The following is a 21,062-nucleotide window of genomic DNA, read 5'->3' on the forward strand; positions in this document are numbered from 1 at the left end:
GCGGCGCCGAATCCGCCTGCACGACCAGTTTTTAAAAATCCCATACCGGCACGACCTAAAGAACCGAACGAAAGTATTTCCCCGAGGAGAAAACCATGGCCGAGCACACGCAGCAGCCGAACAACGGAAACAACGACAAGTCCATCGCGGATTCCCTGAAGGGATCCTGGGGCTCGATCAAGGAGGCCGGCGCCTCCGCCCTGGGCGTGGCGAAGGACTTCACGGACCGCTTCCGCGAGGACCGCAGCAGCCACGTAACCGATAAGCCGGAGGTCGGCGAGGACGCCTCCCTGGTGGACAAGGCGAAGGCCGCCGCGAAGGACTACGGCGGATCCCTGCGCCGCGCGGTGGAGAGCACCAAGGACTCCGAGTCCTTCAACGCCGCCAAGGACAACTTCGGCCAAGCCTACAACGCCACCAAGGACGGCGTGAACGAGGCCGTCAACACCGCCCAGGAGCGCCGCCGCGCCAACGGTGCGACCACCGAGCAGGAAGGCGCCGGCAAGCACGCCAAGGGCGCGGATTCGGTGGCAGATCCGACGCAAGATATCATCGATGGAGAGGTAATCTCCACTGAGGACAACCAAGAGAAGTAGGTTTAACAGCTAGTGTTCTTTCTCGATAATCCCGTTATTTTCGTACTGACCGCGATCGAGATGGTGCTGTTCTGGGGCGTGGCCATCGCCGCCATCGTGGGCGCCGTGATGGCCGCCAACACCCGGGAGGACGCGTTCACGGCCGGGGACCGCCAGTCCAAGATGACGTGGGTTGCGATCATGGCCGGCTCGGCCCTGGCACTGCTGCTGAACCTGCCCTTCCTGAAGTGGATCGCGGCGGTCTGCGTGGGCGTCTACTGGTTCGACGTGCGCCCGCAGCTGCGCGCCCTCATCAACGGCGACTACCGCTACTAGGCTTTAGTGCCGCTATGTCGCTCAACGATGCCGAGTGGCTCGCCCAGCGGGTCTTCCGCGATCTGACCCGCGCGTCCCGGCCGCAGGTGGAGCGCGCCCTGCGGGAATCCGCCGGCCCCGTGCTGCTGAGCCCGCACCACCTGCCGCAGGCCGCCGCCGGCCACGTGGCGGCCGTCGCGGGCTTTCCCACCGGTAGGCACCACAGCCTCATTAAGGCCACGGAGGCCCGCCTGGCGGTCCAGAACGGCGCCGCCGAAATCTGGGTGGCAGTCGATGCCACCTTGAACGACCCCAACGCCCTGCTCACCGATCTGGTCACGGTCCGTGAGGCCTGCCCCGACCCGGTCGTGCTGGGCGTCATCCTCCCGGCTGCCGATGCCGCCGCCGACGCTACCGTGCTCGACACGGTGCTCGAGACGGCCGAGAAGGCCGGCTACCAGCGCGCCATCACCCGCGGCGACCAGGAGGGGTCAGAGACGACCCGCCTCGAGCAGGTCTACTGGGCGGATGCCCCCTTGGATACCGCGCAGCAGGTAGACGCGCTGGCCGCCGGCCGCGTGGCCATCGCCGCGCCTTAGGCCGGCTGCTGTTCCTGCTCGTTGGCGGCCCCGCCGGCGGCGTTCTGCGCCTCGGAGAGCTTGACGTTATCCCCGGCCACGGTGATCTTCAGCGTGCCCTCCTGGACCTGCACGTCCTCGATGGCTAGCGCGTTGCCGGCCATCTGATCGGACAGGCCGTCGGAGAGCGACTGGGTGATCTGCTGGGTGACCTCCGCGGGCAGCTCCATGCCGAAGAGGGTGGACTTGGTGGCCTCGATCTTCAGGTTGCCGTCGGCGGCGTGCGGGGTCAGCGACAGGGTGGCCAGCCCGCCGCCCAGCTGCACCTCGAGGACGTTCTCGGCGTCCTTGGAGGTGATGTCGGTGACCACGATATCGCCCAGCATGTCCAGGCCGGACTGCTCGCGCAGGCTGTCTTGGAAGGTCTTGAGCAGGAACTCGTCGGGCAGGGTGGTGGTGGCCACCAGGTGCCCGGCGGTCTCGGAGTTCATCTCCAGGTCGGTGACCTCGAGCTGCGCGGCGGGCTGGCCCTTGATGCCCGCGTCCGAGATGTCCAGCGTGGAGGGCACGTCCATGTTGATCTGCCCGATGGTGCCGCTGAGCACGCCGATGACCAGCGGGCTGGCGCCGAAGTTCACGGAAGGATCTTCCTGCATCACCACGCCGTCGGCCTCGGCGTTCTCGCGCAGCTGCGTCTTCATCCTGTCGCCGACGACCCAGCGCAGGCCGAACTCGGCCACGAGGACGAGAACCAGGAGGGCGACGAGCACCCCGACGATGATCTTCCAAGCCGTCGATGCGGCAGATTTCTTTTGAGCCATGCACACCAGTTTCGCCCATAACGGTGGGCTTCGGCAATGCGGGGCGCAAAAATCGCCCTAGGGGGCGACGAATTCCCAGTCCACGGTCAGCTGGTTGTCGCGCAGCCGGCGGCGGGAGGGCGCGATGGGCAGGCCGGCATCGCGAAGCAGGGCCTGGGCCATCCGCCAGCGCACGCGCGGGCCGTGCGGCGCCCAGCCGGCGCAGTGATCCCAGGCGCGATCCGCGGCCGAAAGCAGCTCGTAGATGCCCTCGCCCGGCACGTTGCGGTGGATGAGCGCCTTCGGCAGGCGCTCGGCGAGCTGGGAGGGCCGCTCCACGTCGAAGGGATCCCACGCCAGGGTCAGCGTCTGCGGGCCGGCAGCGTCCAGCAGGATCCAGGTGGCGCGGCGGCCCAGCTCGTCGCAGGTGCCCTCCACGAAGACCCCGCCCGGGGCCAGCCGCGCGCAGACCGTCTCCCAGGCCTCCGGAACCTGGTCGACGTCGTACTGGCGCAGCACGTTGAAGGCGCGCACCAGGTGCGGGCGGTAGCCGGCCAGCTCGAAGCCGCCGAGCTCGAATTCCACGCCGTCGCGCGGCGGCAGGACCCGCTCCGGGTTGACCTCCAGCCCCGTGACCCGCGTGTGCGGGTTGATCCGGCGCAGCCAGCGCGCCCATTCCACGGTGGTGGTGTGGGAGGCACCGTAGCCGACGTCGATGGCGTGCGGGACCGGGTGGCTGCGCAGCAGCGAGGCGATGTCCGGGTGGGCGTGCATCCACCGGTCGCAGCGCCGCAGTCGGTTGACCGCGGTGGTGCCGCGGGTAATGACGCCAAAAGGCCGACCCGCGCTGGGGTTAGCCTTCAGGTTATGCGCGTGGTCGGCCATTTAAGGAGCAAGCGTTTAGAGGTTGTCGGTGATCCACTTGTCGGTCAGGGCGCCCTCGTTGTTGAACAGCTCCTCGAGAGCCTCGCCCACCTTGGGCTCGATGGCAGCACCCATCATCGGGATGTTGACGGAGATCTCGTTGGTGTAGGCCAGGGTGGTGGTCTCGCCCTCGCCGGTCAGCTTGATCTCGCCCTTGAAGTCCACCGGGGTGCCCTTGACGTCGGCGGTGTAGTTGGCATCGGCCGCGTTGCCGTCCAGGTCAGAGGTGGTGAACACGCGCTTGACCTTCAGGTCCTGGGAAACCATGGCGCGCACGGCCTCCGGCAGCAGGGTGGTCGGCAGGATCTCGTACAGGATCGCGGTGTCGTTGGTGAAGTCGTGCACCTGGCCCGGATCCGGCGACAGGTTGGCTACCACGTACTCCCAGTAAGCCTCGGTACGCAGAGCTTCGTGCACCTTCTCGATGGGCTGATTGATAGTCACGGTGTTTTCGCTACGAGTTGACATGGTATACAGACTACCGTGGATAACGTGCCGAAAGAATTATTGACCCAGCAGCTGAATGAAATTGACGGGGTGGAGCTCGATCCACAGGTGACGTTCGCGGATCTGACCACCTTGCGCATCGGCGGCTCCCCGCGGGCCTGTGTGCGCGCCGCGACCCCCGAAGCAGCTGCCCAAGCCATCGCTGCTATCGATGCCTCCCGCGCGCCCCTAGTCATCGTCGGCGGCGGCTCCAACCTGGTCGTCGCCGAGGGCCAGCTCGACTACGTCGCCGTGCTGCTCGACTTTGACGCCGTGGCCATCGATGCCGAGACCGGCATCGTCCGCGCCCAAGCCGGCGCCAACTGGGACGCCGTGGTGGCTGCCACCGTCCAGGCGGGCCTGGGCGGCATCGAGTGCCTGTCCGGCATCCCGGGCAACGCGGGCGCCGTGCCGGTGCAAAACGTCGGCGCCTACGGGGCGGAGATTTCCGACGTGCTCACCCAGGTCAAGCTCTACCACCGGGAGAGTGGACAGACCGAGTGGGTGCCGGCCAGTGACCTGGAACTGGCCTATCGCTACTCCAACCTGAAGTTCACCGGCCGCGCCGTCGTGCTGGAAATCGAGCTGCAGCTGACCACCGACGGGCTCTCCCGGCCGCTGCGCTTCGGCCAGCTCACCGACACCCCGGGCGAGCAGCGCCCCGTCGCCGACGTACGCGAGCAGGTGCTCAGCCTGCGCCGCGGCAAGGGCATGGTCCTAGACGCCAGCGACCACGACACCTGGTCCGCCGGCTCCTTTTTCACCAACCCCATCGTGCCCAGCGCCGTCGCCGATTCCATCCAGGCCGCCACCGGCGAGGACTCCATGCCGCGCCATGTTGTTTCTGGTGGTGCTTCTGTTGGAAACGGCGAGAGCGGCACCCAGGAGAAACTGAGTGCCGCGTGGCTCATCCAGCGCGCCGGCTTCGACAAGGGCTACCCCGGCCACGGGGCCGCCACCCTGTCTACCAAGCACACGCTGGCGCTGACCAACCGGGGCGGGGCCAGCGCGGACGACATCGTTCGGCTCGCCCGCGACATCCGCGCCGGGGTAAAGAAGGCCTTCGGCGTGGAGCTGGTGCCCGAGCCGGTCTGGCTGGGCGTGAGTATCTAGCTGCTTGTCCTCGGGCTGCTTGTCCTCTAGCTATTTGTCCTCGGCCATGACCTGGTCCCACTCGTCCTTCTTGTCCAGGAAGGCGCGGGCGGCTTCCTGCGCGCCCTCGAGGGAGTGGTTAGCGCCCCAGCCGCACTGGACCTCGTTGGCGGCGGGGACCTCGGTGGCGTTCAGGATGTCGTTGAGCCCGCCCTCGAGCGCGCGCAGCAGCTCCTCGCGGCCCATGCCGTTGGTGATGGCGTAAAAGCCGGTCAGGCAGCCCATCGGGGCAAAGCCGATGAGCTTGTCGGTGTAATTGCGCATGAACTGGGCCATCATGTGCTCGATGGAGTGCATGGCCTTCGGATCCAGGTGCTCCTTGTTGGGCTGGCAGAAGCGCAGGTCGTACTTGATGACCTCCTTGCCATCGCCCAGATCCGTCTTGCCGGCCACGCGCACATACGGCGCGGCCACCAGGCGGTGGTCCAGCTCGAAGGATTCGACGTTCGACGGGGTCTTTTCGGAAGCGTTGTTCTTCTCAGTCATACCTCCCAGTCTAACGACACCCCGCCGGGGAGGGTGTCCATTTCTTGCGCACCCAGCGGGTGCTTTAAGGTCTATAGCTGTGACTAAGCACGAACCGGCGGACGCTGTACCCGTGGAGACCGTCGTCCCCATGGACGGCTCCGACGTCCTGCGCGTGGCCGGCCACTCGGAGGACGCCGATCCCTTAGCCCGCAGCAACCGGCTGCGCAAGGACAGCTGGGCGTTAGTCGTCCGGCGCACCTGGCGCGACTTCTTCCACGACGGCTTCTTGGACCGCGCCGCCGCGATGACCTACTTCACCCTCATGGCCTTTGCCCCGACGGTGCTGGCGGCCTATTCCATCGCCACGCTGCTGTTTGCCAGCCGCAAAGAAGAAGTTCTGCGGCTGACCTCGGAATTCATCGACCAGTACCTGCCGCAGACCTTCGAGGAACAGGCCAATTCCATCGTCGGCTCCATCATCGGCTCGACGGCCGAAGGCACCCTGGCGCTGGTGATCTCGGTGCTCATCTCCCTGTTTTCCGCCTCCGCCTACGTGCGGGCCTTCTCGCGGACCGCGAACCTGGTCTACGGCCGGATGGAGGGCCGCAGCCTCATCCGCACCTGGTCGCTGATGTGGGGCCTGACGGTGGTGCTGGTCATCGGCGCGGTCATCGTGCTTTTTGCCAACCTGCTGCGCGATACCATCGTCACCGGCGCCATCCAGCCCGTCGCCGACCAGCTCGGACTCCAAGAGGCCGCCGAATTCCTCATCAGCATCTTCCTGCCGGTGTGGAACTGGCTGCGTTTCCCCATCACGCTGCTGGTGGTCCTGACCCTGGTGGCGGTGCTCTACCACTACGCGCCCAACGTGCGTCCCGAGCGCTTCCGCTGGCTGACCCTGGGCTCCATCGTCGCTGTCGGGGTCAACGGCCTGGTCTGGTTCGCCTTCGGCCTGTTCGTGCAGTACGTGGCCAGCATGAGCGCCTACGGCGCCATCAGTACCGTCATGGCCCTGTTCGCCGCGATCTGGATCATGAACACGGTGCTCATCGTGGGCATCAAGATCGACGCCGAGATCCTGCGCGCCAAGGAACTGCAGCTGGGCCTGCACTCGGAGCAACACATCCAGGCCGCCCCGCGCGACGACACCGCCGCCCGCGCCCAACTCGCCGCCCAGGAAGACCTCTGGGCCCGCTCCGGAGACATCCGCGACGCCGCCGAGGCCGACAGCCCCGAAACTCCGGACGAGTCCTAGGCAGTCGCCAGCCCCGGGGTATAGGGCCAGCGCCTGCTAGCCGATCAGCAGGAACGCGAACAAGGTGTTGAGCACCGTTGCGGCGACCATCGGTACGGCGGTGCGCTTGACCAGGCGGACGGGGTTGACGTTGATGGCGCCGGAGACGATGATGACCGCGGCGTTGACGGGGGAGGCTTGCCGCATCAGATTCGAGGTGCCCCAGATTGCGGTGAGCATCTGCGGGGCGTGGATGGACGTGTCGGCGGCCAGCGAGGGAACGACCTCAGAAAAGGCGAAGTAGGGAGCAGTACCAGACCCAGTGAGCGCGGCCATCGCTGCGGTGGCTAGCACGAAGATGAGGACGATGACCACGGCGGCGCCGCGCGAACCTTCAGTGGCGCTAATGAGCATGTCGATGACGCCCATTTGCGTGATGCCCTCGATGAGCACCGCGGCCGCGACCAGCAGGGCCACGACGCCAGCCGCACCTTCGCCCATCCCCTTGAAGAAAGACTTGCCGGAGTCGAGCGCGCCATTGATAGAGCGGTGTCGGGCAGACTCAATCACCATGGCGATGAGGAGGGAAACCACCGTGACAGGGAGAATGCCAGCCTCGAAAGGAAGGGCTCCCAGCCGGTTTAGAGCAGCCGAAATAAGAATGAGCACTAGCGGAAGCAGGGGCAGCAGGGCGTAGTAGCGCGGTAGGCCTGCGGCGCGCTCGATGGCGTCCCGTGCGGTCTGGTCTGAGGCGTCGGTAGGGACGGCATCGTCGGCAGTAGCGGCTTTATCCGCGGCGGCCTCCTTCAGGTCACAGCGGCGCTGCCACCACACGTGGATGAATGCTGTAATGACCAGCGTCGGAACGGTGGCCCAGGCGACCGAACCGTAAACGAATTCAGTGACGGACATGTCGGTGAGATCGGCGCCCTGGATGAGGCCGGCCTCTAGCGGGGTAGGGATGATGGTCGAAGACGTGACCACAATGGCGCCCACGGTGAGCGGAGTCAGCCCCGCGGCGATGAGGGCCGGCAACAGGGTGGCTACCAGGAGCAGCGAGAGGGAGGCGGCCGAGGGAATAACCAGGGAGAGCAGGTTACCTATCAGGAAACCGACTGGCACGAGCCAGTAGGAGCCCTTAAAACGGCGCAGCGGGCTGGAGAGCGCGACGACTGTCTTCGCGTCCGCGCCGATATGGCGCATATAAGACACGAAGCCGAAGAGCACCATGATCGCCATACCGATGCCGGAGAAGCGCTCCTTGAACAGGGATTCCACGACGAGCAACTGGTCGTAGAAGGAATTACCGGTGGGGTCGATTTCGGTGGCTCGGAACTCGGCGCGGCCGGTGGCAGCGGCGAGCATTAAGAGGATGACGCCAGTAAAGAAAATGGCAGAAGCTGCGTGAACCTTCTTGTAGATGAGGTAAGTCACCGCGGCGATGGAAAGCAGGGAGATGAACAGGTAGAGCATAAGGAGCCCTTTCGCTGATGGAGAGAGACAGGACTTGTTATAACCATTGCTGTTTTAGGATATCACCATCGCAGGCCGGTCACTCCCGAAATGGGAATAGAAATGAGAATCGTTATAAAAGTCAAAGCGAGAGTTCCGGGCAAGTTTGGGGCTGGGAGCCCGTCCTGGAACGCAAAACTTGTCCGGAACTCGCATTGGGGTCGCCGGGAGTGCGTTGGATGCGCCGGCAGGCTTGGGCACTGCCGTCGCTGGGCCGCGGCCGGGACACCTCAGGGCGGTTTAAGGCTGCCCAGGGCTTCCCGGCAAGAAAAGAGAGTTCCGGGCAAGTTTAGGGCTGGAACCCTGCCCCGGAGGGCAAAACTTGTCCGGAACTCTCGTGGTGGCGCCTAGAGCGGCTGGAGTGCCTAGAGCGCTAGGCCTCCGGGTAGAAGCCGTCCGCGCCGAGGCGGGCGTTCTCGTCCAGGAGCATGGCGGCCTCGGCCTGCTTGGACTCGCCGGGCAGGCGGCGGGACTCGATGATCTCGAACAGCGGGGCGCGGCCCAGCATGCCGGCCTCGAAGTGGGCGTGCCCGCGGGCTAGGCGCTGGTTGGCGTGGGCTAGCCAGGCATCGGCGGCGTCTTGGCCGCGCTGTTGGCGCACCGCGGCGTAGAAGACGCCGGGGTGGGCGTAGACCAGCAGGGCGCCGACGTGGCCGAAGCCCAGGGAGGTCAGCGCCGCCGCGCGGACGGGCTGGCCGCCGCCGGCAAGATCCAGCGGGCTGCGCAGCCAGACCAGGTTCTTCGCCTTGGGCGCAATCAGCGGATCCACGCAGTCCAGCGACACGTTCGCCGGCAGGACGCCGGTGCGGAAGACGTCGATGAGCCCGCCCGTCTGGAACAGGGCCGCGCCCGCCTTGGAGTGGCCGGTCAGGGTCTTCTGCGAGATGACGAACAGCGGCTGGTCGGCATCGCGGCCGATGGCCGGCCAGAGCAGGGAGTGCAGCTCCGACTCGTTCGGGTCGTTGGCGTTGGTGGAGGTGTCGTGCTTGGACAGCACGCTCACGTCGTTGGGGGAAAGCCCCAGCCCGCGCAGCGACTTGGCCAGGCGGGAGTTCTCCCGGCCGCGGCCGGCACCCAGCGCACCCAGGCCCGGGGCCGGGATGGAGGTGTGCGCGCCGTCGCCGTAGGAGGCCGCGTGCGCGACCACGGCGTGGACCGGCAGGCCGAGCTCGGCGGCCAGGCTGCCGCGGGCCAGGATGACGGTGCCGCCGCCCTCGCCCTCGAGGAAGCCGCCGCGGCGCCGGTCGTTGGCGCGGGAGATGAACCGGCCGTCGATGCCCTTGTCCAGCATCGCCGCGGTCTCCGCCGTAGCGTTCATGTCGCCGAAGCCGGTCAGGGACTCGACCTGCACGTCGTCGATGCCGCCGGCGATGACCACGTCGGCCTTACCCAGGGCAATCTTGTCCACGCCCTCCTCGATGGACACGGCCGCGGTGGCGCAGGCGCCGATGGGGTGAATCATCGAGCCGTAGCCGCCCACCAGCGACTGCATGGTGTGCGCCGCGATGACGTTCGGCAGCGCCTCCTGCAGGATGTCGCTGGGCCGGTCGCCTCCCAGGAAGCGGGTGACGAAGACCTTGTGCAGGCTCTCCATGCCGCCGATGCCGGTGCCCTGCGTCGTGGCCACCTGGCCCGGGTGCACGGCCTGGAGCAGCTCGGTGGGGCTGAATCCGGCCTGGGTGAAGGCATCGACGGCCGTGACCAGGTTCCAGACCGCCATGCGGTCCAGCGAGTCCAGCATGTGGTCCGGAATGCCCCAGCGGGAGGCGTCGAAGTTGTCCGGCATCTGGGCCGCGATGGTGCGCGTCAGCGTGGCCTTGCGCGGCACCTGCACGCGGGCGCCCTTGAGGCGGGTGACCTCCCACTCGTCGTCGGCCGGCTGAATGCGGACGAAGTCCGGGTCGGCGGTGGCGATGTCGCGGGCGGACTGCTCGTCGGGCACGGTGAAGGTGATGTCGCGGTCCAGGAAGACCTCGGTGAGATCGATGGAGCCCTGGTCGACCAGGTGGTACTTGTCGCTGAGCGTGCGCACGCCGGCGCGCGCGACGACCTCGTCGCGGAAGCGGGAGTAGATCTCCTCCTCGGCGACCTCGTTGCCCTCGGCGTCGAACCAGCCCGGGTGCGGATCCTCCGACCAGGAAATCAGCCCGGTCATCCAGGCCAGCTCGAGCACGCCCGCGGCGGTCAGCTCGGCGCCGCCGTCGCGGTCCAGGCCGTATTCGGCCTCGAAGCGGGTGCGGCCCGAGCCCCAGGAGCTGACCTCGCCCACGCCGGCGATGACCACCAGGTCATCCAGGTCCGTCGTGACGGTGCCAACGCCTTCGTCCGGGGTGGCGCCCAGCACCGGCTGCTGCGGGCGCGCCGAGGTGGGCAGGGCGGTGATCGAGGCGGGGGCTTCGGCTACCTCCTCCGTCGCCGCCGGCTGGGCGGCGGCGTTTTCGGCCAGCTCGCGCAGGGACACGCCCTCCAGCCCGCCGGTCAGGTCGAGCTCGACCGGGGTCTGGGCGGCGCGCTCGCGGTTGTCGGCGGAGGCCAGGTCCAGCAGCTGCGCGGAGATCTCCTGCGGGGACCAGACGTGGATGCCGGCCGCCTCGGCGGCGGGCACCAGGCCGTCGTTGCCGCCCATCAGGTGGGTGCCGGCCACCCAGCCGATCTTCGCCTGCGCCAGGGTGACGCCGGCCGGCCAGCCGGCCTCGGCGCTCCACTTGGCCAGGATGGCATCGAGGGCGGCCTTGACCTCGCCGTAGGCGCCGTCGCCGCCGAACATGCCGCGGTTCGGCGAGCCCGGCAGCACGACGTGGCAGCGGGTGTCCACGGCCTGCTGCGCCAGGGAGCTCAGGCCCGCGATGGTGCGCTCCAGCGACCACAGCAGCAGGCGGGCTTGGTTCTCGGTGGCGGAGCCGGCATCGGCCAGCGAGCCGGTAACCGAAGGCGCGGCGAAGGGGAAGGCCAGCGTCGGGGTCAGCGCGGGCTTTAAGACCTTGACCTCGTTGCCCACGGACTCGCGCTGCTCGGTGCCGATCCACTCGATGAGCGAATCCACGTCGCGGAAGCTGGACAGGTTGGCCGGCACCAGCCACAGGGCCGCGCCCGGGGCGGCGTGGCGGGCGTAGAGCTTGCGGGCGAATTCCTTGCGGGACTGGCTGACCCGGGAGGCGGTCATGATGACCGTGGCACCCCCGGCCAGCAGGCCCTCCACCAGGGCGGAGGCAATCGAGCCCGGCGCCGCGCCGGTGACCAGCGCGACCTCGCCGGCAAAGTCGCCGGCCGGGTCCTGGCCCGCCAGCTTGGCGATGCCGCGTAGGCGCCGCTCGGCAGCCTCCGGCAGGTCGCCGTGCTCGGCCCACCAGGTGGCTTGCTCTGCGACGGTCTGGCCCGCGCCGCTAAAGCGGGCGGTGTCCTGGTCCGCCGTGTCGGCCGCGTCCGTCTCGCCCAGGGCGATGCGGGCAAGATCCTCGCGGGCGCTGGCCCAGCGGTCGTCGAAGAGGACGGCGCGGTTGGCGTCGAAGGACGGGGTGACCAGCTTGAGCCAGCCGGAGCCGAGCTCGGCCTCGACGGCCTCGATGAGCGTGGTGTCCGGGGCCTCGGGCGTGGTCTCCTCCGGGGTAAGTCCCAGCTGGTCGAGCACCTGGCGCGCGGCGGTGGCCAGCACGCCGTGTTCGCCGGTGACGGTCTCGGCGTAGGCCTCCAGCGCGGCGGAGTCCACCACGCCGCCGCCGGCCGCGGAGCTGGCCGCGCCCTTGCTGACGGTGACGGAGTGATCCGCCGCGACGGCCTCGATGGCCTGGTCCAGAAGGTCGGTGACCGCGGACTTGGAGCTGGCCGAATCCGGCAGGGTAGCCAGGCTGCCGCCGCGCACGGAGTCCTCCGCGCGGGTGCCCAGGAGTACCTCGGCCTCCACGAAGGCGGTCCAGGACTCGGGCAGGCCCCAGGTGCCGGTGACGTACTCGCCCACGAAGGCCGGCTTCAGCCCGGCGGCGCCGAAGAGCTGGCGCAGGCGGGAGCCGATGGCCTCGGTGAGCACGGAGCCGAAGGCGGCGTAACCGGGCGCGGCGGTGTTGACGCGTTCGCGCAGGGTGGCGACGTCGGCATCGGCGGCGCCGTCGATGGCGGGAACGCCGATCTCGGCCGACATGTCCATCAGCAGCTGGTTGCGGCGCGAGGACACGCCGTTGGTCAGCTCCTCGACGGTGTCCGTGTCATTGATCTGGGACAGGCGGATCTTGTTCTGGAAGGCAAAGAGCACCATGATGGCCTGCGCCGCGTCGAAGTTCAGCTCCGGGGCGGCAGCGGCCGGGGCGCCTGCAGCCGGGGCGGCCGTCGGGGCAGCAGGCGTAGACGGAGCCGGGGCAGCAGGCTGGGCAGGCGCGGGGGCCGCGGCCGGCTCAGCGGCAGTGGCGCTCGGCTCAGCTGCGGAGTCCGAGTCCGCGGCCGAGGACTCCTCCGGCGCCGGGGTGGCCGGGGCGGAGCGGACGTCGGCGAGCATGACCTGGTCCTGGTCGCGCTCGACGTTGAAGACGGGCAGCTCGAGCCCGGCCACGGCGAGGGAGCGCTGGGCCAGGTTGGTCAGCGTCGGGGAGCTGGCCAGGCCGACCTCGATGATCTGGTCGACGCGGCCGAAGAGCAGCTCCTGGGTCTCGATCCAGCGCACCGGGGAGGCGAACTGCCAGGACAGCAGCTCGATCATGAGCAGGCGAGCCAGCTGGTTGTCGTCCATGTCGTCCACGCGCAGGTCGTCAAGGCGGCCGGAGGGCGCCAGCGGGGCGACGGCGTCGACGAAGTCCTGGGTCAGCTCGAAGGGGCGGGCCACCAGGTTCGGCACGTAGCGGCCGACCAGGGCGTCCAGGTCGAGCTGCTCCGGCAGGAGCTCGTCCAGCTTGTCGGCAAACGCCGGCACGCCGTCGCGCAGCACGCGGGAGTGGAAGGGCACGTCGATGCCCGGCACCATCACCACGGCGCGGTCCTTGATGGCGTTGGTCTTTTCCAGCAGCGCGGCCAGGCCGGCCTTGGTGCCGGCCACGGAGTACTGCTGACCGGCGATGTTGTAGTTGACGATCTCCAGGAACTCGCCGGTGTCTTCGGCCACGCCGGCGACGTAGTCGGCGACGTCCTCGGCCGGGATGCCCACCATGTTCGGGCGCAGCGCGGCCATGGCGTAGTTGGAGTTGCCCTCGGCATCGCGCGGGACCAGCGAGCCCATGGCGGAGCCGCGGGAGTAGACGATGTCGATAACACCCTCGAGGTCGAAGATGTTGGCCAGCGAGGCCAGGGCGGTGTACTCGCCCAGGGAGTGGCCGGCGTAGTAGGAGCCGGACGCCAGGGCGTCGGCCTCGCGGAGGCGCTCGGTCTGGGCGTAGGCGACCACGGCCAGGGCGACCTGGGTGAACTGGGTCAGGTGCAGCACGCCCTGCGGGTGGCGGAAGACCTCGCCGCGTACGGCCAGCTCGGTCGGGTTCTCATCGATGATCTGCTGGATGGAGAAGCCGAGGTGGTCGCGGGTGTGCCGGTCAGCGCGGCGCCAGATCTCGCGGGCGGCCGGGGAGGCGTCGCGGTCGCTGCGGCCCATGCCGGGGGCCTGGATGCCCTGGCCCGGGTAGACGTAGGCGGTGCGCGGCTGGGCCAGCAGGGCCTGGCCGACGGAGACGACCTCGCCGTCGATGCGGCAGGTGACCTCCAGGGCGGCGTGGATGCCCTTGCGGCCGACGCGCTCGACGGTGATCTCTACGGCATCGTTGAGCTGGACCATCCCGAACATGGAGTAGGTCCAGCCCACCACTCGGCCCTGGCGCCCGGCCAGGTGCTGGGCGGTGGCAGACAGCCACATGCCGTGCACCAGCGGGGCGGACAGGCCGACCAGGCCGGCGGCGTTGGCGGAGGTGTGGATCGGGTTGTAGTCGCCGGAGACCAGCGCGAAGGGGGTCATGTCAGCCGGGGCGGTGACCACGGCGCGGTCCAGGAAGGAGCGCGGTGTGGATTCCACCTTGGCGGCGGACTTGCCGCCGCCCCACTCCGGGGCGGGGCTGGGCTGGTTGTGGCCGTGGGCGCGGCCGCGGATGGCAAAGCGCTGCATCTGGGTGGCCACGACCTCGCCGCTGGCGTGGTCGCGCAGCTCCAACTCGACGGTGACGATCCGCCCGGAGCTGGACTCCTCAATGGCCGAGCACCAGGAGGTCACGTCAATGCGCCGGCGGTCGGCCAGCTCCTCGAGCGGGACGCGCACGTCGATGACGTGGTTGAGGTGGACGGCGTTGAGCAGGCCCTCGATGACCGGGTAGCCATCCTCCAGCTGCCCGGAGCCCAGGGCGGTGTAGATGGCCGGCCAGCAGGGCCCGACCAGCACGTCCGGGGTGCCGGCGGCGGGGCTGGCCGATGCCTCCTCGGCCGGGGTGCTCGCCGGCAGGGCCGCGCCGGTCACGGCGGTGTGGGCGGACAGGAGGGAGGCCGGCAGGTGGAAGGAATAGTGGGCGACGCCGAAGGGGGTGGACTCGGTGATAGAGCCCGGCACGATCTGGGGCATCTCGGTGATTTCGTCGCCCTGCTCGGCGGTGGAGCCGACGCCGGCCAGGCCGGACAGGAGGGCGAAGACGGAGTCGGGCAGGCGCTCGTCGGAGACGACCGGGGAGCCGCCGGTGGCCACGTCTGCCGGCAGGTCCACCGGGACGGTGACCTCGCGGACGTAGAAGGGGCGCTCGTATTCCGGCAGGTTGTCCCAGTAGGAGTCCGCGGTAATGCGGATGGACCAGTTGCCGTCCTCGTCCTGGATGAGGTCGTAGGCGTCCGGGTCCATCTCGTAGGCGGGGTTGGCCATCAGGTGGCCGTGCCAGACCAGGGTGGGAGCGGCGCGCAGGAAGGCGGCGGCATCGCGGGCGTCGGCCAGGCGGGAGAAAGCCTCGACCGGCTGCTGGCCCGCGGTCTCCAGGGACTGCGTGGTGCCCTGCTCGAAGCGGGCGAGCAGCTCGGCGACGGGCTCGTTGAGTTTGGTGATACCAGCAACGGCCACCGGGCCGGGGATGATGCGGACCTGGTCGGCGGTGTAGCGGGCGTCCTGGGCCTGCCAGAGGGTGTCCTTGCCGAACCAAGTCTTGAGATCGCCATCGATGGCGGGCACCCACGGCATGGGCTTGACGTGCTTGTAGTGCAGGGAGATCCACCAGGCGGCATCGCGCGGCGAGACCTGGACCTCGTTTGCCTCCGGGTAGGCCTCCAGCAGCCGGGCGGCGGCGGCCGGGGCGTCGGCGACGTCGTCGACGGTGGCAAAAAGGGTGTCGATCTCGCCGTGATCGGCGGCGTTGAGGCGCGCCTCGATGCGGTGGAGCAGGTCGAGGAAGCGGTCGTCCCAGCTGGGATCGGCGAAGGGGTGGGCCAGCTCGACGAAGCGGTTGACCCACTCGGCATAAGTCATGGTCTCCACGTCGCCGAAGTAGGGCTTCGAGGTCTTGGCGAGCGCGGCGATGATGTCCTCGCGCCAGGCGTCGTAGTCCTCGATGGGCAGGGAGGTAATAAGGCGGGAGGCCTTGGCGAAGGAGTTGTCCAGGTCGTGGATGTCGGCCAGCAGGTGGGACTGGGAGGAGGCCACGCCGCCGGTGCCCTGGCCGCGGCCGACCCAGCCGCCGTTGTCGTTCGGGGTCACGCCGGGGGTGTCGACCAGCAGCTGCTTGACGGAGTCGGTGGCCTTGGCCTCCTTGGTGGCCATGGCGACGGTGCCGATGAAGACGGCATCGACGGGCATCGCCGGCAGGTCGTAGTCGGTGGACCAAGAACCGGTCAGGTAGGTCGCGGCGCGCTCCGGGGAGGAGATGCCGCCGCCGACGGCCAGCAGCACGTTGCGGTGGGCGCGGATATCGGCGTAGGTGGCCAGCAGCATGTCGTCCAGGTTGACCCAGGAGTGGTGGCCGCCGGCGTGGCCGTCCTCGACCTGCATGAGGATGACCGAGTCCGGGTTGGCGGCGGCGATCTTCAGAGTGTCCTGGATCTGGCGGGCCGTGCCCGGCTTGAAGGAGACGAAGGGGAAGCCGTCCGCGTGCAGCTGATCGAGCAGGGCCGTGGCCTCGTCGACCTCCGGGATGCCGGCGGAAACGCACACGCCGTTAAACGGGGCGCCGGCCGCGCGGGCCTTCGGCACGATGCGCGCCTGGCCGAACTGCAAGTTCCACAGGAAGCGGTCGAAGAACATGGTGTTGAACTGGACGGTGCGGCCCGGCTTGAGCTGCGCCTCCAGGTTCTTGCGGTGCTCGGTGAAGACCTCGTCCGAGTACATGCCGCCGCCGGCCAGCTCGGTCCAGTGGCCGGCGTTGGCGGCCGCGGCGACGATGTCCGCGTCCGCCGAGGTCGGCGTCATCCCGCCCAGCATGATGGGCGACAGGCCCGTGGCGGCGGAAAAGTGCGTCTGGGTGTAGACGCCGCCGTCCGGCAGGCGCACCAGGCGCGGGGCGAACTCGGAGTAGTCCGTGCCCTCCGGCAGCTCGTTGCCCGGGGTGGCCAGCGCGTTGCGGGCGGCGGCGGTGGTGGCGTCCACGATGGCCACGCCGGTGCCGGCCACCAGCGGCTGGGTTAGCTTGGTCAGGCCCTTGTCCAGGCTCAGCAGGTAGTCGGCGTCCAGGGCGGCGACGGTGGCCGGCCAGTCGTGCTCGTCGACCAGGATCTGCTGGGCGAGCGTGCGGGCGAAGTCTTCGTCGAGCCCGCACTTGCCGGCGAACTCGACGGTGCGCTCGACGGCGCCGGCCAGGCTGGCGTGGTGGAAGGGCAGGGCCACCGGCAGGTAGTCGAAGACGGGGGCGAGCTCGTCGCCGCCGAACTCGCGGGACTCCAGGCGCTCGTTGAAGGCGGCGGCCGCGGTGGCGATGGCCGTCTCCGTGGCGGCCAGGTCCTCCGGCGCGCCAGCGATGACGAAGTGGCGGCGGCCGTTGACCACCGCCACGGCGGCCTCACCGGCCAAGTGCTGTTCCACCTGCGTGCGGTCCAGGCCCCGGATGGAGAGCATGTGGCTGCGGGTGTCGTGGGCGCCGTGGACCTGGGCCGCGGCGGTGCCCATGAGCACGGCCAGCAGCAGAGCGTCCTGTGGGTTGTCCACCGCGGCCGCGCCCAGGGATCCCTGCGAGTGGCCGGCGGTCTGCGCCGCATCCACGTTCAGGCCGAGGTCGCGCAGCTGGCCCACGGCGGCGATCTGGCCCAGGACGATGCCCGGTACCGAGTAGGCCGGGAAGGCGTCCGCGTCGACGGCCTCGGCGGCCGGCGCGCCGGGCTTGTCCGTGGCCGCGGCCTCCGCGCTGGTGGCCTCCGGGCTGTTCAGCAGGGACTCCAGGCGCTCGAACACGCCCGGGCAGGTGGAGGCGATGGTCCGGGCCACCGGGCCGGCGGCCACGCGCACCTGGGCGAGCAACCCGGTCAACTGCTCCGCCTGCGGGCTCGCTCCGGCGGCGGCCACTGCCTCTTGCCAGGGGGAACCTTGGCCGGCGAAAAGGAGGGCCGGTGAGGTCTCAGCGGCGTTTAACGTCAACAAGGGAGTCAAAGACATATAGGTGTCTACCTCGATTTTTCTGGATTTGGCAACAACTTGCGTGGCACCAACTTCTCCTGTTGCTGAGAACTATGTTGTTAGCAATAGGAAATCAATGCGGTCTAGACACAGTAACCCATCCCACAGCCGCAGACGTACCGCCACGCGCGAAATGTGAGTAATTACTCATATTTTGGGGGCGGGTGACTTCCTCGCGCGGCCGGCGCCGAATCCGCCGGGCGCGGACGCGAATCTGCCGGGAGCGGTTTCGCTGGGCCCAGTTACTGTGCGGCGGCAGCGCCCAGGCGTCGAAACTAAGTAGTTATCTAGATAACGTGAATATTAGGTTGCGAGTTTCTTGCTGAAAGTCTCCGACGGCAAGCCAAAGGCCTTGCGATGCGCAGATGGCCGAGTTATAGGAGGTCTTTTGCGTGATCGGGGGGTATCAAGCGAAAGCCATTTGCCTACTGGTGTTGGTCGCAGGGAGACATTTGATCCGCCGCCTGCTTAGGTTCAGGCATAATTGGCGAGTATGAGAGGCGACGTAAACGACATTGTTCGGATATTTGACGGCAACGACACGGAGCTTGTTATCCCCGTCTACCAACGCAATTATGACTGGAGTGAAGAACAGTGCTCGAGGTTGTTTGATGATCTTGTTGAGGTCATCAAACAAGGGCGTCTAAAACATTTCTTCGGGGCAGTCGTGGGGAACCCGGAGACCAAATTTCGTTGGGTTATCATTGATGGTCAGCAACGTATCACGACCGTTAGCCTGCTTATCTTGGCTTTGGTGGATTCGCTAGATGCTGAGGAAATCGAATCGGAAGACCCAGAGTTGGCCGACAGACTGCGGCGTAACTATCTAGAAAACTCCGGCTCCACTGTCGCAGAACCGAAGCTCAAACTGAAGCCAGTCAAAGACGACATGGATTCTTACCGGCGGCTGCTGACCGGGCAAGAGTTTAATGAGCGCTCCAACGCCACCGCGAACTACCGCTATTTCCGGGAGCGGATCGTAGCTGGTGAATTAAACGGCGATGAGCTCTGGGAAGCCATCGGGCGTCTACAGGCGATGATTCTCGATCTAGAACCGCACGATGAGCCGCAGCGAATCTTCGAGTCCTTGAATTCAACAGGTAAGAGTCTTACCGAGGCGGACAAGATCCGTAACTTGGTCCTTATGGGGCAGCCCGTGGACGTGCAAAACCGCCTGTACGAGGACTTTTGGAACCGAATCGAGCATAACGTCTCGTTCGAGACGAATACCTTTATTCGTTTGTACTTGGTGTCTCGTACTCGTAGGATGCCTCGTTTTGACGCCTTGTATGACGCTTTCAAGAAGTTCTTGGTGAATGAGGGGCGGGAAGTAGAAGAAACGTTGCGTTTAATGCGCGACTATTCCGAGTATTTCCGGGATCTCAACTCCGCGCAGACTGGGGTCCCCTACGCTGACAAGAGGCTGCGTCGATTAAATCTTGCCCCGCACGAGGTGGCCATGCCGGCGTTGATGCCCCTGTTGGCGGACTATCGGGAAGGTGCCATTTCCGCTGATGACTTTGCTAAGACTGTAGAGCTCATCGATTCCTACATTTTCCGGCGCCTTGTGGTGGGATTGCAGACGAATGCTCTAAATAAGATCTTTGCCACCCTGTACAGCGAGGCTCGAAGAATTCGACATGGGGGGCTTCCATCGCTGATGTGATTGCATTCCTGCTCTACCGGCGCGCAGATACATCCGGCGAGTTTCCGGATGACGAGAGATTCGCTGAAGCATTCAAGACTAAGAACTTCTTCAACTTCCGCGCTCAGAACCGGCGGTATCTCTTTGAATGCCTGGAAAATGGGTTTTCTAAGGACACCGTGGACATTGCGAACGCACTTGAGAGAGGAGACTTGTCCGTCGAGCACATTATGCCGCAAACGCTCACAAAGGAGTGGCGAGCATCCTTGGGGCCGGAGGCCGAAGAGATTCATCAGACTTGGCTGCACCGTATCGGCAATCTGACCGTTACTGGGTACAACTCCGAATACTCCAACTATTCGTTCCAATTGAAGAAGACGGTTGAGGAGGGCTTTAACGCTTCGCCTTACCGGCTCAATCGATTGGTCAAGACCGAAAACGAATGGGGCGTGGAACAGATGCGTCGCCGTACCGATGACTTGGTTGAACAGGCTTTGACGTACTGGCCGATGCCTTCGAGCGAATTCGAGCCGAAGCGGGAACCCCTGCCGCAGATTCCCATGGGGGAGGACACGGACTTTAGCAACCGGAGAATCGTTGCCTACGATTTCGATGAGATGTCTGTGGCGGTTAGTAGCTACAGGGAGCTGATGCGTTCCCTGATTAAGCACTTCGTGACGCAGAGAAGGGATGACATCTTTGCGTATGCGGCAGGACCTTCAGTCGGATTCACTGCGGGGGCGAAACCTGCCAATAGGTATCAGGAAGAAATTGTTCCTGAGCTGTGGGTGACGACTCGAAATTCCACTCGCGACAAAATGACGATTCTGCGGAGTCTTTTTGCCCACCTCGATTTGGACCCAGATGAATTGGTATTCACTCTGCGCCCGGAACCCGCTAGGGAAGAAGAAGCTGAGGAAGAAGGGTGTTTCTCCGATGTCATTAAATACTTGCCGCAGTTCGAAGCGCTAGAGGGGACGGACGCTACCGAAGAGGATATTGCTCCCCTGCGTGCTGGGCTTGAAGGCGCAATGGCAAGCCATTTTCCCGAGCCTCTACCCATGCGGGATACGGGGAATTTGCTCACGGAAGCGACTGAGTCAGAGCTTGAGCCGGAGGAAATCGCGGCGGCTTTTCAGTCGTTGGTTGCTGTCGACAAGCTGCTCTCGGGCCAATACCGAAACGCAGTTGTCAATGGCACTGTATCGGCATTGCTGAGGCAGCTGAAACGATTTAATTAGGTCTAATTGCTGCGCTGGGTCAACGTCTAACTTCGCTACGAACTGTGCAGGGGTAAAACCCTGATGTTTTTAAGCAGGAGAGAGCTCGTAAACTGTGACCTAGAGCTAGCATCACCCCCTTAACAGGGGTGGTTATTGGCTGATTGGGCGGAAGTATTTATCCACGTCACAGAGCTTTGGAATATCTTGAGACGCCTCTTTGCCGGGTTTTGCTAATTTTCTACGCTATTTTCATGAAACAGATCACTGTGACTGGCTACACACGGTAGCTTAGAGTGCAACCTCATCACAGGTTAGTCTCATGAAAATGCCGGTGCAGCTCAGTTGCTGTTATCCCGAGTGGCAGGGTTGCACCCAAAGCATGGAGGTATCTCCCCCCCCCCTATGACAGTTAAGAAGATCATTGCCACCCTGGCAGCCGGTTCCCTGACCCTTGGGTTGGCTGCCTGTGGGAGTGGCGGATCGTCCGCCGGAGGCAACTACGTACTAGCTAACGGCACTGAACCACAAAATCCCCTAATGGGGTTGCCCGCAAATCGTGGACACGTAGTGGAGCTACCTAGTGGTTAGGCAGCTATTTCTTTTCTGCTGGTGGTT

At 66.3% G+C, this 21,062-nt stretch carries 13 protein-coding genes; 7 read left to right on the forward strand and 6 right to left on the reverse strand.

What is annotated here, in order from left to right:
• The first annotated feature begins 95 nt into the window (after positions 1-95).
• Genes ACEE23_RS09200 through ACEE23_RS09210 form a run of 3 tightly spaced genes read left to right on the forward strand, consistent with a single transcriptional unit; the run spans position 96 to position 1,489 of the window.
• Positions 96-596 carry a CGLAU_01105 family protein gene (locus tag ACEE23_RS09200; RefSeq protein ID WP_368520440.1) on the forward strand — a complete coding sequence of 167 codons (501 nt, stop codon included), beginning with the start codon at positions 96-98 and terminating at the stop codon, positions 594-596.
• Positions 597-632: 36 nt separating this feature from the next.
• On the forward strand, positions 633-911 hold the full coding sequence (locus tag ACEE23_RS09205; RefSeq protein ID WP_371259779.1) for a DUF2516 family protein: 279 nt from the start codon (positions 633-635) through the stop codon (positions 909-911).
• A 14-nt stretch (positions 912-925) separates the two neighbouring features.
• Positions 926-1,489, forward strand: a complete 564-nt coding sequence (locus ACEE23_RS09210; RefSeq protein ID WP_368520439.1) for a hypothetical protein — start codon at positions 926-928, stop codon at positions 1,487-1,489.
• Here the strand turns inward: ACEE23_RS09210 and ACEE23_RS09215 are convergent.
• Genes ACEE23_RS09215 through ACEE23_RS09225 form a run of 3 tightly spaced genes read right to left on the reverse strand, consistent with a single transcriptional unit; the run spans position 1,486 to position 3,660 of the window.
• Complete coding sequence (locus tag ACEE23_RS09215) at positions 1,486-2,289, reverse strand: LmeA family phospholipid-binding protein (protein WP_368520438.1); 804 nt, start codon at positions 2,287-2,289, stop codon at positions 1,486-1,488. The genes ACEE23_RS09210 and ACEE23_RS09215 overlap by 4 nt on opposite strands.
• 57 nt (positions 2,290-2,346) lie before the next feature.
• Positions 2,347-3,153, reverse strand: coding sequence for a class I SAM-dependent methyltransferase (locus ACEE23_RS09220; protein ID WP_448872111.1), 807 nt, complete (start codon positions 3,151-3,153; stop codon positions 2,347-2,349).
• A 15-nt stretch (positions 3,154-3,168) separates the two neighbouring features.
• Positions 3,169-3,660, reverse strand: coding sequence for a DUF2505 domain-containing protein (locus ACEE23_RS09225; protein WP_368520436.1), 492 nt, complete (start codon positions 3,658-3,660; stop codon positions 3,169-3,171).
• A 24-nt stretch (positions 3,661-3,684) separates the two neighbouring features.
• On the opposite strand from ACEE23_RS09225, the gene ACEE23_RS09230 reads away from it, so the two are divergent.
• Complete coding sequence (locus tag ACEE23_RS09230; protein WP_368521563.1) at positions 3,685-4,791, forward strand: UDP-N-acetylmuramate dehydrogenase; 1,107 nt, start codon at positions 3,685-3,687, stop codon at positions 4,789-4,791.
• A 30-nt stretch (positions 4,792-4,821) separates the two neighbouring features.
• Here ACEE23_RS09230 and ACEE23_RS09235 read toward each other — a convergent pair whose 3' ends face one another.
• On the reverse strand, positions 4,822-5,316 hold the full coding sequence (locus tag ACEE23_RS09235; RefSeq protein WP_368520434.1) for an S-ribosylhomocysteine lyase: 495 nt from the start codon (positions 5,314-5,316) through the stop codon (positions 4,822-4,824).
• A gap of 79 nt (positions 5,317-5,395) precedes the next feature.
• Between ACEE23_RS09235 and ACEE23_RS09240 the strand changes: the two genes are divergently transcribed.
• Positions 5,396-6,553 (forward strand): YihY/virulence factor BrkB family protein, encoded by a 1,158-nt coding sequence (locus ACEE23_RS09240; RefSeq protein WP_368520433.1) that lies wholly within the window; start codon positions 5,396-5,398, stop codon positions 6,551-6,553.
• Between the two features lie 36 nt (positions 6,554-6,589).
• Here the strand turns inward: ACEE23_RS09240 and dcuC are convergent, their stop codons facing one another.
• Positions 6,590-8,005 carry a C4-dicarboxylate transporter DcuC gene (gene dcuC, locus ACEE23_RS09245; RefSeq protein ID WP_368521564.1) on the reverse strand — a complete coding sequence of 472 codons (1,416 nt, stop codon included), beginning with the start codon at positions 8,003-8,005 and terminating at the stop codon, positions 6,590-6,592.
• A gap of 412 nt (positions 8,006-8,417) precedes the next feature.
• Entirely contained in the window at positions 8,418-17,558 is a 9,141-nt protein-coding gene (locus ACEE23_RS09250; RefSeq protein WP_448873582.1) for a fatty acid synthase subunit beta domain-containing protein, read from the reverse strand.
• 514 nt (positions 17,559-18,072) lie between these two features.
• Between ACEE23_RS09250 and ACEE23_RS09255 the strand changes: the two genes are divergently transcribed.
• Positions 18,073-19,245, forward strand: coding sequence for a DUF262 domain-containing protein (locus ACEE23_RS09255; protein ID WP_448872919.1), 1,173 nt, complete (start codon positions 18,073-18,075; stop codon positions 19,243-19,245).
• Positions 19,242-20,465: an HNH endonuclease family protein gene (locus ACEE23_RS09260; protein ID WP_448872921.1), complete on the forward strand. Its 1,224-nt coding sequence runs from the start codon at positions 19,242-19,244 to the stop codon at positions 20,463-20,465. The genes ACEE23_RS09255 and ACEE23_RS09260 overlap by 4 nt, the downstream gene beginning before the upstream one ends.
• Positions 20,466-21,062 lie beyond the last annotated feature (597 nt).

This window comes from Corynebacterium sp. 32222D000AT, assembly GCF_053546955.1.

Excerpts from the sequence above, each read along its gene's own strand:
- ACEE23_RS09220 (WP_448872111.1), bottom strand. The coding sequence starts at position 3,153 with ATGGCCGACCACGCGCATAACCTGAAGGCTAACCCCAGCGCGGGTCGG.
- dcuC (WP_368521564.1), bottom strand. The coding sequence starts at position 8,005 with ATGCTCTACCTGTTCATCTCCCTGCTTTCCATCGCCGCGGTGACTTAC.
- ACEE23_RS09250 (WP_448873582.1), bottom strand. The coding sequence starts at position 17,558 with ATGTCTTTGACTCCCTTGTTGACGTTAAACGCCGCTGAGACCTCACCG.
- ACEE23_RS09235 (WP_368520434.1), bottom strand. The coding sequence starts at position 5,316 with ATGACTGAGAAGAACAACGCTTCCGAAAAGACCCCGTCGAACGTCGAA.
- ACEE23_RS09210 (WP_368520439.1), top strand. The coding sequence starts at position 926 with ATGTCGCTCAACGATGCCGAGTGGCTCGCCCAGCGGGTCTTCCGCGAT.
- ACEE23_RS09255 (WP_448872919.1), top strand. The coding sequence starts at position 18,073 with ATGAGAGGCGACGTAAACGACATTGTTCGGATATTTGACGGCAACGAC.
- ACEE23_RS09200 (WP_368520440.1), top strand. The coding sequence starts at position 96 with ATGGCCGAGCACACGCAGCAGCCGAACAACGGAAACAACGACAAGTCC.
- ACEE23_RS09225 (WP_368520436.1), bottom strand. The coding sequence starts at position 3,660 with ATGTCAACTCGTAGCGAAAACACCGTGACTATCAATCAGCCCATCGAG.
- ACEE23_RS09215 (WP_368520438.1), bottom strand. The coding sequence starts at position 2,289 with ATGGCTCAAAAGAAATCTGCCGCATCGACGGCTTGGAAGATCATCGTC.